The organism is Nocardiopsis sp. NPDC055824, from assembly GCF_053616335.1.
In genome coordinates this window covers 1-11,328 of sequence record NZ_JBSHDN010000205.1, presented here as the reverse complement: position 1 = coordinate 11,328, position 11,328 = coordinate 1, and the positions used below count along the sequence as shown (strand labels likewise).

Genomic DNA, 11,328 nt, shown 5'->3' with positions numbered 1-11,328 from the left:
CTCCCCGGCACGTGCCGGGGAGGGCGCCGAGAACCCGGGCCCGGCCGTCTAGCCCGCGCGCCAGGTGCCGTCCTGGAGCGCTCCTCCCGCCTGGGGGCCCATGAGAGAGAGCCCCCCGTCCACGAAGAGCGAGGCCCCGGTGACGTAGGACGACCCCCGCCCGGCGAGGAAGGCCACGGCGTCCGCCACCTCGTCGGCGTGGCCGGGGCGGGGGATCGGGTAGCCGCCGCGCGTGTCCAGTCCCGGCGGCTCCTCGTGCTGCCCGGTCATGGGCGTGGCGATCTCACCCGGCGCCACCGCGTTCACGGTGATGCCGTACAGCCCCAGTTCGAGGGCGAGCACCCGGGTCAGGAGTTTGAGGCCGCCCTTGGCGGCGCAGTAGGTCCCGGCGTTCACCCGGGGGAACTCCTCGTGCACGCTGGTGATGTTGACGATGCGTCCGCCGCGTCCCGCGTCGCGCATGTGGGTCGCCGCGATCCTGGAGCAGAGGAACGGGCCGTCCAGGTCGACGGCCAGGACCTCGCGCCAGCGCTCGTAGTCCGTCTCCAGCAGCGGTTCGTCCGACCCGGTCCCGGCGTTGTTGACCAGGACCCCGACGCCCCCGAGTTCCCCGATCAGCTCGGCGACGGCCTCGGACCCGCCCACCGGGTCGGAGAGGTCGTGCCTGCGCACCACCGCCCGGCGTCCGGCCTCCCCGATCTCTGACTCCGTCCGGCGGATGCCCTCCTCGTCCGAGTGGTACGTGATGCCGAGGTCGAAGCCCTCGCGCGCCAGGCGGACCGCCGTCGACCGCCCGATCCCGCTGTCCGCGCCGGTCACCACCGCCACCCGGTCGTAGCCGTCGAACTCGCGCACCCCGTCCACGCGGGCGTCGTCACGTCGTTGCTCCATGGCTGCGCACCCCCTTGTTCCCTGCGCCCGGCCGGGCGCACGCACTCGGGGTCCCGGCTACCCGGTGGGTGCTTCCGTACACGTGCGTCCGGGCGGCGCCGTGGGCCGGGTTCCCGTCGGAAAACGGATTGACCGCGCCCGCCGGTCCCGTGGTGTCATGGCCTGTGACGAACATCGAAGGCCTGCTCGCGGCCTATGACGAGCAGTTGCGCGGCGCCCCCGCGGACCTCCCCGACGGGGTGACGGTGGAGCGGGACGGACCGGTGACGCGGTTGGTGGGACAGCGCCGGGGGCTCGTCACCGCGCCGCCCGACCCGGGCGTGCGCGGGGACGAACTGGACCGGCTGATCGCCCGGCAGCGGGAGCGCTTCGCGGCGCGCGGCGAGGCGGTGGAGTGGAAGACCCACGGGCACGACCGGCCGGAGGACCTCCCCGACCGCCTCCGCGCCGCCGGGTTCGCGCCCGAGGAACGGGAGACCGTGCTGATCGGCCGCACCGACGTGGTCTCCGCCCCGGCCCCGCCCGAGGGGGTCGCCCTCCGCCGGGTCGGTGAACCGGACGACATGCGCCGTGTCGCCGACATGGAGTCGCGCGTGTGGGGCGGCGACTGGAGCTGGCTGGGCGAGGACCTGATCGCCCGGACCGCCGCGGACCCGGACGGTATCGCCGTCCTCGTGGCCGAGGCCGGCGGGGAGGTGGTGTCGGCCGCGTGGCTGGTGTTCCTGAGGGGTACCGAGTTCGCCGGGCTCTGGGGCGGCTCGACCCTGCCCTCGTGGCGGGGGAAGGGGATCTACCGGTCCCTGGTGGCCGCCCGCGCGCACATCGCCGCGGCACGCGGTGTCCGCTACCTCCGGGTCGACGCCACCGACGCCAGCGCGCCCGTCCTGCGCCGCCTGGGTTTCGAGGGGGTGACCACCACGACCCCGTACGTCTGGTCCCCGGCCTGAGCCGCGGGGTCCGCCCGCCCCCGCCCGGGGGCGGGACCCGCGCACACGGAACGTGCGGGGCGGCCCCGGAAGGCCGCCCCGCCCGTCAGGCCTGCCCCTCCACGCCCTCGGCGATCTGCCGCAGCGCCCTGAGGTGGAGCGTGAGCGCGTCGCGCCCCTCCCGGCTGAGCGACAGGTAGGTACGCGGCCGCCTGCCCGCGAACGCCTTGCGGACGACGACGTAGCCCGCGTTCTCCAGCGTGGTGATCTGCTTGGAGAGTGCGGAGTCGGAGACCTCCACGGCGTCGCGCAGCGAGGCGAAGTCCGACTGCTCCACCGGTGCCAGCGCGGCGAGGATGGAGAGGCGCACGGGTGCGTGGATGACGGGGTCGAGCGACTTGCGCGGGTGGTTCATGGTCGTTCTCCGGATCGCCGGTCGTTCACCTGGTGGCCCTGCGGACGCCGACCAGGTTCACCAGGACCGCCGCGAGGAAGGGCAGGCCGTTCAACGCCGCCCCGACGGACCACCAGACGACGGAGCCGGTGAACACGGTCAGGCCCATGGACACCGTGACGGTGAGGAGGAGGACGCCCGCCCCGGTCAGAACGTAGTGCACGGTCAGATGGCGGCGCAGGGCGACGGGGCGGCTGTAGGCGTACCAGTTCATCGCGATCAGGGTGAGCACGGCCGTCGCGTACGCGACGGCGCGGGGGGCGGGCCCGACCGGGGCCAGGCCGACCACGAGGACCGCGCAGACCATGAGGGCGCCCAGGCCCGTGACGGTCAGCGCCGTCCAGCGCGCCCGGCCGCGGATCCTCCGGCCCACCGCGTCGGCGTGGTCGAGGATCTCGGCCGCTTCTCTCCGGTCCAGGTCCTGCTCCATGGGCGCCTCCCGCCGTCGGTGGTTCCTTGAAGTGTCCAGGATGGCATGTACTTTCTGCTTTGGAAAGTAGTTTCTGCTTTGGACTCCTCTTTCGGTCCGCCCGCTCTCCGGAGTCGGGGCGGGGGAGGGACCCGCGCACACGGAACGGGCGGGGCGGCCCCGGAAGGCCGCCCCGCCCGTCGCGGGTCCGGTTCGCCCTAGAAGGCGGACTCGGGAACGTCCATCAGGTCGAGGTCGACGCCCTCGGCCACGCGCAGCTCGGCGGCGATGCGCGGCAGGAACTGCTCGGCGAAGAAGCGCGCGGCGGCGATCTTGCCGGTGTAGAAGTCCTTGTCCGCCTCGCCGGCGCCGTCGATGCTGTTCAGGGCCACCTCGGCCTGGCGCAGCAGCAGCCAGGCGAGGACGACGTCGCCGAACGACATCAGCAGGCGGGTGGAGTTCAGGCCCACCTTGTACAGCTCGCGCGGGTTCTCGGCGGAGCCCATCGCGTGGCCGACCATGAGCTCGACGAGCTTCTCGACGTTGCCGAGGCTCTCCAGGAGCAGCTTGCGCTCCTCCTTGAGGCGGCCGTTGCCGGCCTCGCTCTCGGCGAAGGCCCTGATCTCGCCCGAGAGGGCGCCCAGCGCCTGGCCGCCGTTCTTCACGATCTTGCGGAAGAAGAAGTCCTGGGCCTGGATCGCCGTCGTGCCCTCGTAGAGGGTGTCGATCTTGGCGTCCCGGATGTACTGCTCGATCGGGTACTCCTGCAGGAACCCGGAGCCGCCCAGGGTCTGGAGGGACTCGGCGAGCAGCGCGTAGGAGCGCTCGGAGCCCACGCCCTTGACGATCGGCAGGAGGAGGTCGTTCATGGCCTCCAGCTCCGTGACGTCCTCGCCCCTGGAGTGCGCGATCTGGATCTCGTCCTGCTGCGTGGCGGTGAGCAGGACCAGGGCGCGCATCGCCTCCACGTAGGACTTCTGCGTCATGAGGCTGCGGCGCACGTCCGGGTGGTGGGTGATGGTGACCTTGGGGGAGTTCTTCGACCCGGCGAGGTCGTTGCCCTGCACGCGCTCCTTGGCGTACTCCAGGGCGTTCAGGTAGCCGGTGGAGAGGGTGGCGATGGCCTTCGTGCCGACCATCATCCGCGCGTACTCGATGACGAGGAACATCTGGCGGATGCCGTCGTGCTTGTCGCCGACGAGGTAGCCGATGGCCGGGTGCTTGTCACCGAAGGTCAGCTCGCACGTGGTGGAGGCCTTGAGGCCCATCTTGTGCTCGACGTTGGTCACGTAGGCGCCGTTGCGCTCGCCGAGGGAGCCGTCCTCGTTGACCAGGAACTTGGGGACCAGGTACAGGGACAGGCCCTTGGTGCCGGGGCCCGCGCCCTCGGGGCGGGCGAGCACCAGGTGGAAGATGTTCTCGGACATGTCGTGCTCGGCCGAGGTGATGAAGCGCTTGACGCCCTCGATGTGCCAGGTGCCGTCGCCCTGGTCCACGGCCTTGGTGCGGCCGGCGCCGACGTCCGACCCCGCGTCGGGCTCGGTCAGCACCATGGTGGCGCCCCAGCCGCGCTCGATCGCGAGCCTCGCGAACTCCTTCTGCTTCTCGTTGCCCTCGGAGAAGAGGATGCTCGCGAAGCCGGGGCCGGCGGAGTACATGTGCACGGAGGGGTTGGCGCCGAGCACGAGCTCCGCGGCGGACCAGACCAGGGAGCGGGGGGCGCCGAGGCCGCCCAGCTCCTGGGGGAGGTCGAGGTTGTACCAGCCGGCGTCCATGTAGGCGTGGTAGGACTTCTTCAGACTCTCGGGGACGGCGACGGTGTTCGTCTTGGGGTCGAACACCGGCGGGTTGCGGTCCGCGTCCTCGAACGACTCGGCGATGACGCCGGTGGCGAGGCGGTCGACCTCGGCCAGGATGGTGCGCGCGGTCTCCTCGTCGAGCTCCTCGAAGGGGCCCTCGCCCAGTACGTCCTGGCGCCTGAAGACCTCGAAGAGGTTGAACTCGATGTCGCGCAGGTTGCTCTTGTAATGCGTCATGGACAGCTCCGCTGTGTCCTGGCCGCGGTGTCTGTACACGCGGATCTACCGACTAGTAACAAATCAATGTTACTACCGAGTAGATCCCTACGCCAGTAGCGCGAGGGACTTGTGGCCCGCGAGACACCCAGAAGTGGCGGAACGCGGGGTCCCGGGGAGCGGAGGGCCCCGGCGCGGCACTGCGGGGGCGCTCCCGTCCGGGGCGCCGAACCCGCGTGTCCGGCCGTTCGTCGCGGCTCCGCGCCGGGCGCGCCGGGGCCGCCTGCCCCGGCCCGTCGGCGGCCCGCGGACCCCTGCGGGCCGGGGCAGGAGCGGCCGGTCAGGGTGGACGGCCACCTGGCCGAGGGCGTCACGCCCGACCAGGTGGAGCGCTGGGTGCAGTCCGCCACCGTCCTGCACTCGAACGGCGACGCGCTGGACATCGCGGTCCGGGGTGACCGCGTCGTCGGGGTGCGCGGCAGGGCGGCCGACCGCGTCAACCGCGGACCGCCGCGTCCGTGCAGGTCAACAACGTGCACCCGATCCGCGGGATGCTCGGCAGGCCCGGCGCCGGCGTGCTCCGGATGAACGGGCTGCCCACGGCGGAGAACACGCGGGAGTGCGGCGCCGACGGCGACCTCACGGGCTTTCGCAACTGGAGCAACGGCGCCCACGTCGCCGACCTCGCCGCGGTGTGGAACCTCGACCCCGCGAGGATCCCGCACTGCGCGCCGCCCACCCACGCGATGCAGATCATGCGCTACGCCGAGAAGGGCTCCGTGCGCTTCCTGCGGGTCAGTGCCACCAACCCGGCGGTGTCGCTCCCCGAGCTGCGGCGGATCCGGTCCCTGCTCGCGGGGCAGGACCTGTTCCTGGTGGTGCAGGACATCTTCATGACCGAGACGGCCGAGCTCGCCGACGTGGTGCTCCCCGCGGCGGCCTGGAGCGAGAAGACGGGCACGCTCACCAACAGCGACCGCACCGTCCACCTGTCCGAGAAGGCCGTCGACCCGCCCGGCGAGGCCCGGCCCGACCTGGACGTCTTCCTCGACTAGGCGCGCAGGATGGACTTCCGCGACAGGGACGGGGAGCCGTTCCCGCAGTGGCACGACCCCGAGTCGGCCTTCGAGGCGTGGAAGCGGGCCAGTGCCGGGCGGCCGTGCGACTACACGGGCATCACCTACGCGAAGCTGCGCGGCGGGAGCGGCGTCCAGTGGCCCCGCAACGCCGACAACCCGGACGGGACCGAGCGGCTCTACGCCGACGGACGGTTCTGGGCCGTGCCCGACCGGTGCGAGGGCTACGGGCGGGACCTGGTCACCGGAGCTCCGGCGGACGCGACCGGGTACGCCGCGATGAACCCCTCCGGGCGTGCGGTCATCAGGGCGGCCGAGTACCTGGAGCCCCACGAGGCGCCGGACGGGGAGTACCCCTTCTCCCTTGTCACCGGCCGCACGCTCTACCAGTTCCACACCCGTACCAAGACCGGGCGCGTCCCGCAGCTGCGGTGCGCGGCCCCCGAGGTCTGGGTGGAGGCGGCCCCCTCCGACGCGGAGGACGCGGGGGTCCGCGAGGGGGACCTGGTGGAGGTGGTCTCGCCGCGCGGAGCGGTCCGGGCGCGGGCGCGCATCGCGGGGATCCGCCCTGGCGTGCTGTTCGTCCCCTTCCACTACGGCTACTGGGACTCGGAGGACCGCGGCGGGGGAGAGGAAGTCCCGAAGGACCGGGCGGCCAACGAGATGACCGTCACCGACTGGGATCCGGTGTCCAAGCAGCCCCTCTTCAAGACCTCGGCGGCGGGGCTGCGGCTCCTGGAGCCCGGCGGCGGGACGCCTGCGCCCGCGCCGACGACGACCGCGTCCCGGCCCGTCGGCGAGGGGGTGCCCGAGACCCGGGGCGGACCGGGGGCGATGGCGGAGGAACGGGTGGAGGGCGGTTCGTGATGGGAATGGCGATCGCGCTGCGGGAACTGCACCGTTCGGAGGGCCACCTGCTCCACCAGCTCCTCGCCCTGGGCGAACGCCACCGGGACGAACCCGAGATCCACCACGTGGCCGGGGACCTCGCCACGTGGTCGCGGGAGCACGTGCGGGAGCTCGCCGCGACCGGCCCCCGCCACGGCCTGGAGCCGGAGGACCTGTCGGAGGGCGGCCCGGAGCCGCTCGGCGGGACGCGCGAGGACCCGGGGGAGCCGCTGGACGCCCGTTCGGATCCGGATCTCCTGCTGCTGGCCGACCTGAGGAGGCTGTACCGCATGGCCGCGGGGGTGTCGGTGGACTGGGAGCTCCTCGGCCAGGGCGCCCAGGCGCTCGCCGACACCGAGCTGCTCGCGCACACCCGGCGGTGCCACCCGCAGACGGTGCGGCAGATGAACTGGTCGGACGGCATGCTCAAGGCCCTCTCCCCGCAGGTCCTGTCCGGCTGAGGCGCGGGCCCGTCCCGTGCCGCGCTCCGGGGACGCGGCCGGGAGCGGCGGTCAGAAGTCCGTGGAGGACTCCGCCGGCGCCGTCGAGGGGCCGCCGGCCGCACGGATGCTCCGCACGTGGACCAGTCGGCTGAGCCGGATGACGGGGCGGATCAGCAGTTCGACGCTGCCGAGCAGGAAGCACCACGTCCCGACCGTCATCCAGGCCGGGAGGAAGAACATGATGCTGCCCGTGATGAACCACAGCGCGATGAGCGTGTCGTTCGCGATGCTCAGCGCCTCGTACCGGCGGCGGACGACCAGTTCCTCGCGGCCGATGTGGACGACCAGGGGCCGTCCCCGCTGTGACCCGGGCATGGTGGTCTCCCTTCCTCTCGTCGGACCGGTCGGCCCGGGCCCAGGTCGGCCAGGACCGCGGCGGCGACGAGCCCGGCCGCTCCCGCTCCCACGACGACGTCGCAGGTCCGTGGCAGACCGGTCACCCGGCCAGCGTAGGCCCGAGCCCCGGCGCCGTCCCGGACGTCGACCGGTGAGCCGCGGAAGCGCCCCCGGGGGGATCCCGTCCACCGGAGCCCCTGACCTCCGCACGGAACGCCGGAAACCGGCTGAGGACACGGAAAGGGCGGCACCCCTGGAGGAGTGCCGCCCCGGCGGGCCCGGTCGCCCGCTCTCCCGGGTTCCGGAGATCAGACCTGGTACTCGGTGATCACCTCGGCGAGGCCGTTCACGATCACGACCTCGGCGTAGACGAAGGTTCCCTCCGCAAGGGCGGTTTCGAGCTCGTCGAAGGGGCACGACACGTTTCCGTGACCGTCCTCGTGGAGGCCCTCCTCGCCGGGGCAGACGTAGATCCCGCCGACGTGCGACGTGGTCTCGTCGACGTAGAACGCCTGGTTGCCGACGAGGTACTCGTACGGGGCCAGGTAGGTGACCTCGCCCGTCAGGGTCGTGTTCACCCCTTCGTTCGAGGAGTCCCCGCCCGCGGAACCGTTGTCGGGGCTCTCCGGGGTGTCGGGATCCCCGTGGCCGTCCGTCTGGTACTCGGAGATCGACTCGGCGAACCCGTCCACGATCGCGACCTCGGCGAGAACGACGGTTCCCCCCTGAAGGGCGGCGTCGAGCTCCTCGTAGGAGCACTCCACGATCCCGTAACCGCCCTCGTCGACGCCGTCCTCGGCGGGGCAGACGCTGATCCCGCCGAGGACCTGCGTGGTCTCGTCGACGTGGAACGCCTGGTTCTCGACGAGGTACTCGTTCGGGGACAGGTACGTGACCTCGCCAGCCAAGGTCGCGGTCACCCCTTCCGCGCCGTTGTTCTCGGCGCTCTGGGCCTCCGCGTCGAACGCCTCCGCGTCGACCGCGTCCGGGCTGAAGCAGCCGGTCGCGCCGAGGGTGATCAGGCCGGCGGTGAGAAGGGCCAGGAGGGAGGAGCGGGTGCTGCGGCTCATCATGTTCGTTTCTTTCGGGGAGCAGGTGCGAGGAACGTTCACGCCGGGGTTCGAGAGCTTTGGTCTGCCGCTTCAGCGGTTTTGCCGGGGCTTCCCGAAACGCTTGGCGAAGGTAAGGGAGGGAGTTACAGGGGCATGGGAACCGCGCCCGCCCTGATAACTCCTTGAATGTATCACCGAATTCCGCATTCCCGTGTTTCGGAGAGTCCTTGTTTCGCCTCGGGTGCGAGTGGTCCGCGATGCGGGTCGGGTTGCGGTGAGGGGCGGGTCGCGGTGTGGGGCCTGGCGGCGAAGAACCCGGGAGGTCGGACGCGGCTTCCCTCATAAGGCCAGTTCAAGCCCTGTGTGGGTTTCGTGGATGGATCACTTTTCGCGTGTCCGATCGGTCACGGTGTGTTTCACCGAGAAAAGTTCTGACAAGAACCGACCAATGTTTCGAGATATGGGGAAGGGTTTTGATTGGGCGGTGCAGGTTTTCCTTATTTGTTACTGTGAGTCAGATCACTCTTGTTTTGTATTGGTGCTTTCCGTCTTACCCTTTTGTGGGAAGGGGCGCTTTAGACGGCTGTGCGGGCCGTGGGGTTCTCGCGTTCCGCGGTTTTTCGGGGCCTGTCGGGCGGCCCCGTGCGGGTCGGCCGCCGGTGGGCGCCGTGCTCGGATCGTCGCCGGACCGGGCGCCCGCCACGCGCTCGTATCCTCGGACCTGGACGATCACCGGCGGCGGCCGGCTCCGGCGGCCCGGACCGTCCGCGGGGGCCGCCGGAGCCGGCCGCCGCCACCACCGACCTGGAGAGCGACGACGCGATGCTGGAGATGCTGCCCGGACTCGTCCGGATCTACGAGGAGTGGGCGGAGCGGTACCCCGACGTACAGCCGCTGACCGTCCAGTTCGCGGCGGACGGGAAGTCGGGGGGAGGGCTCGACGGCGTGCTCGCCTACCCCCTGGACGGCCACTGGCTCCTGGTCACCTTCGGCCTGACCGAACTCGGGGAGAAGACCAGCGAGGAGGCCCGGGTCTCCGGCTCGGGCTTCGAGTTCACCTGCAGGGTCCCGCGCGAGGACGGCGACGAGGCCGTGCCCTCCTGGGTCCTGCGCGTCCTCCACGCCCTGGCCGACCGCTTCCTCGCGGGCATCGACCTGGACGTGGGCCACTGGATCGTCACCCCGTCCCCGCTCGGCGGGGAGCCGGCCAACGGCGACATGACGTCCCTCGTCATCGTCCCGGACGTCGAGATCCGCGCCATCGACACCCCGAACGGGATCGTCCTCTTCTTCCAGCTCGTCGGGTTGAAGGCCGAGGAGGGGGCCGCCGTCCAGGAGGCCGGGACGGCCGCCCCGCTCGTCGCGCTCCTGCGCGACCGGGACCCGAAGATGCTCACCGACCCGTCCCGGGACGCCGTCCGGCTCTGACCCGCGGCCCCGGCCGGCCCGGCGCGTCCGGCGCCCGCGGAGGCGGGGACGCACCGGGACCGGGAACCGGTCAGCAGTCGCCGCGGTCGGCGGTGGTGTCGCAGACGCCCGCGCCGTCCGCCCAGGTGAGGCCCCCCCGGGCGTTCGCGCCGAACGGCCGGGTGACGGTCACGTGCGTGCCCGCCCCGGAGTCCTCCGCCAGCCAGCTGCGGACCTCCCGGGTGACGCCCCCGGCCTCGCTCCGGAACACGTAGAAGGGGTGGGGCACGGGGGACCGCCCGCTGCCGGGCCGGGTCCACCAGTTCCCGCCCTCCGCGGCGGCGGTGTCCACGAACAGGCAGTCGTGGCCGACGCCCTCGAAGACGCAGGTGCGGGGCTCGGCGCCGCCGAGCCGTCCCACGCCCGCGTCCGGCGTCACGCCGCTGTTGTACGCGCGCCAGTAGACGTTGTCGCACGAGCCGTCCGCGCAGGCGTTCCAGTCGCGCCACGCGGTGGCGCGGGCGGCGGGCGCGGTCGAGCCCCTGTTGATCGCGGCGCAGTACCGGTCGACGATGTACGGGGCGACGAACCCGGCGACCCACGCGGTGTCGATCGCCTCGCCCGCGGTGTTGTGCGCGCCGAGCCCGGCCGAGTCCATCTGCCACAGGCCGACGCCGGGGTTGAAGAACAGCCCGTCGCGGCGGGCCGGGTCGTACAGGGTGTCCTGGTTGTCGTACCGGGACAGCGTCATGGGGGAGGGGGCGCCGGGTGAGCCCGCCCCGACCTCCGGCCAGACCGGGGCCAGGGTCATGGCGGTGGCCTCCTGCGGGGTGATCGCGCACGAGGCGTCCGCCGAGGCCGTGCCCGCGGCGGTCCTGACGTCCTGGAGGGGCTGGGCGCCGAAGACCAGCGGTCCGGGGTTCACCGGCGAGTTGGCCAGCTTGAGGTCGATGACCTCCTGCTCCTCGGCGGTGACGGGGCGGTCGGCGCCGGGGTCCGCGCCGGAGGCGAGGGCGGACTGGGGAAGGGCGGCCACCAGTGCGGCCGAGGCCAGCACGGCGATCAGCCGTCCGGCGGGTCGCGCGCGGAACCGGGGCCGGGCGCGACCGGCGGGGGTCGTTCTCATGTCTGTGCACCTCTCGCGAGCGGGGGGAGGGGGCGGGGGTGGGCCGCGTCCCCGGGGGCCGCGCTTGCGCGACCGTGCACCCGGGGCTGCGGCGGTATCCTTCGCGGCTCAGGGCGAAAGTGGAAGGAAAACTACATTCCCCGCAGCCGCCCCACAACCCCCGCAACGGCGGGGGACCCCGCCGGGATCCTCCGGCGCCGCGCGGAAGGGCCGCCGCCCCCCGGGGGGTGTCCCCGGGAGGCGGC

The 11,328-nt window shown here is 72.5% G+C and carries 12 protein-coding genes; 5 read left to right on the top strand and 7 right to left on the bottom strand.

What is annotated here, in order from left to right:
* Positions 1-48: 48 nt before the first annotated feature.
* Positions 49-891, bottom strand: a complete 843-nt coding sequence (locus ACWGL3_RS27245) for an SDR family oxidoreductase (RefSeq protein ID WP_267947627.1) — start codon at positions 889-891, stop codon at positions 49-51.
* A gap of 164 nt (positions 892-1,055) precedes the next feature.
* On the opposite strand from ACWGL3_RS27245, the gene ACWGL3_RS27240 reads away from it, so the two are divergent.
* Positions 1,056-1,838 (top strand): GNAT family N-acetyltransferase, encoded by a 783-nt coding sequence (locus ACWGL3_RS27240; RefSeq protein WP_267947628.1) that lies wholly within the window; start codon positions 1,056-1,058, stop codon positions 1,836-1,838.
* An 85-nt stretch (positions 1,839-1,923) separates the two neighbouring features.
* On the opposite strand, the gene ACWGL3_RS27235 is transcribed toward ACWGL3_RS27240, so the two are convergent.
* The 3 genes from ACWGL3_RS27235 to ACWGL3_RS27225 all read right to left on the bottom strand — a co-directional run bounded on the left by ACWGL3_RS27235 (position 1,924) and on the right by ACWGL3_RS27225 (position 4,716).
* Positions 1,924-2,232, bottom strand: a complete 309-nt coding sequence (locus ACWGL3_RS27235; protein WP_452461952.1) for a winged helix-turn-helix domain-containing protein — start codon at positions 2,230-2,232, stop codon at positions 1,924-1,926.
* A 25-nt stretch (positions 2,233-2,257) separates the two neighbouring features.
* On the bottom strand, positions 2,258-2,701 hold the full coding sequence (locus ACWGL3_RS27230) for a hypothetical protein (RefSeq protein WP_452461951.1): 444 nt from the start codon (positions 2,699-2,701) through the stop codon (positions 2,258-2,260).
* 197 nt (positions 2,702-2,898) lie between these two features.
* Entirely contained in the window at positions 2,899-4,716 is a 1,818-nt protein-coding gene (locus ACWGL3_RS27225; protein WP_267947631.1) for an acyl-CoA dehydrogenase, read from the bottom strand.
* Between the two features lie 497 nt (positions 4,717-5,213).
* Between ACWGL3_RS27225 and ACWGL3_RS27220 the strand changes: the two genes are divergently transcribed.
* From ACWGL3_RS27220 to ACWGL3_RS27210, 3 genes are read left to right on the top strand one after another with little or no spacing between them, the layout of a single operon-like run.
* A complete protein-coding gene (locus ACWGL3_RS27220) occupies positions 5,214-5,750 on the top strand; it encodes a molybdopterin-dependent oxidoreductase (RefSeq protein WP_452461950.1) in 537 nt (178 codons plus the stop codon).
* Between the two features lie 9 nt (positions 5,751-5,759).
* Positions 5,760-6,638, top strand: coding sequence for a molybdopterin oxidoreductase family protein (locus ACWGL3_RS27215; protein ID WP_452461949.1), 879 nt, complete (start codon positions 5,760-5,762; stop codon positions 6,636-6,638).
* Complete coding sequence (locus ACWGL3_RS27210; protein ID WP_452461948.1) at positions 6,638-7,120, top strand: hypothetical protein; 483 nt, start codon at positions 6,638-6,640, stop codon at positions 7,118-7,120. Before ACWGL3_RS27215 ends, ACWGL3_RS27210 begins: the two co-directional genes overlap by 1 nt.
* 51 nt (positions 7,121-7,171) lie before the next feature.
* On the opposite strand, the gene ACWGL3_RS27205 is transcribed toward ACWGL3_RS27210, so the two are convergent.
* A complete protein-coding gene (locus tag ACWGL3_RS27205; protein ID WP_267947634.1) occupies positions 7,172-7,477 on the bottom strand; it encodes a YrhK family protein in 306 nt (101 codons plus the stop codon).
* Between the two features lie 329 nt (positions 7,478-7,806).
* Positions 7,807-8,568 (bottom strand): hypothetical protein, encoded by a 762-nt coding sequence (locus tag ACWGL3_RS27200; protein WP_267947635.1) that lies wholly within the window; start codon positions 8,566-8,568, stop codon positions 7,807-7,809.
* Between the two features lie 804 nt (positions 8,569-9,372).
* Here ACWGL3_RS27200 and ACWGL3_RS27195 point away from each other — a divergent pair.
* Positions 9,373-9,978: a suppressor of fused domain protein gene (locus tag ACWGL3_RS27195; protein WP_330160108.1), complete on the top strand. Its 606-nt coding sequence runs from the start codon at positions 9,373-9,375 to the stop codon at positions 9,976-9,978.
* A gap of 70 nt (positions 9,979-10,048) precedes the next feature.
* Here the strand turns inward: ACWGL3_RS27195 and ACWGL3_RS27190 are convergent, their stop codons facing one another.
* Positions 10,049-11,083, bottom strand: a complete 1,035-nt coding sequence (locus tag ACWGL3_RS27190) for a hypothetical protein (protein WP_352983204.1) — start codon at positions 11,081-11,083, stop codon at positions 10,049-10,051.
* Positions 11,084-11,328: the final 245 nt, after the last annotated feature.

Coding starts and splice junctions, on each gene's coding strand:
- ACWGL3_RS27245 (WP_267947627.1), bottom strand. CDS start 891: ATGGAGCAACGACGTGACGACGCCCGCGTGGACGGGGTGCGCGAGTTC.
- ACWGL3_RS27235 (WP_452461952.1), bottom strand. CDS start 2,232: ATGAACCACCCGCGCAAGTCGCTCGACCCCGTCATCCACGCACCCGTG.
- ACWGL3_RS27230 (WP_452461951.1), bottom strand. CDS start 2,701: ATGGAGCAGGACCTGGACCGGAGAGAAGCGGCCGAGATCCTCGACCAC.
- ACWGL3_RS27225 (WP_267947631.1), bottom strand. CDS start 4,716: ATGACGCATTACAAGAGCAACCTGCGCGACATCGAGTTCAACCTCTTC.
- ACWGL3_RS27215 (WP_452461949.1), top strand. CDS start 5,760: ATGGACTTCCGCGACAGGGACGGGGAGCCGTTCCCGCAGTGGCACGAC.
- ACWGL3_RS27210 (WP_452461948.1), top strand. CDS start 6,638: ATGGGAATGGCGATCGCGCTGCGGGAACTGCACCGTTCGGAGGGCCAC.
- ACWGL3_RS27205 (WP_267947634.1), bottom strand. CDS start 7,477: ATGCCCGGGTCACAGCGGGGACGGCCCCTGGTCGTCCACATCGGCCGC.
- ACWGL3_RS27200 (WP_267947635.1), bottom strand. CDS start 8,568: ATGAGCCGCAGCACCCGCTCCTCCCTCCTGGCCCTTCTCACCGCCGGC.
- ACWGL3_RS27195 (WP_330160108.1), top strand. CDS start 9,373: ATGCTGGAGATGCTGCCCGGACTCGTCCGGATCTACGAGGAGTGGGCG.
- ACWGL3_RS27190 (WP_352983204.1), bottom strand. CDS start 11,083: ATGAGAACGACCCCCGCCGGTCGCGCCCGGCCCCGGTTCCGCGCGCGA.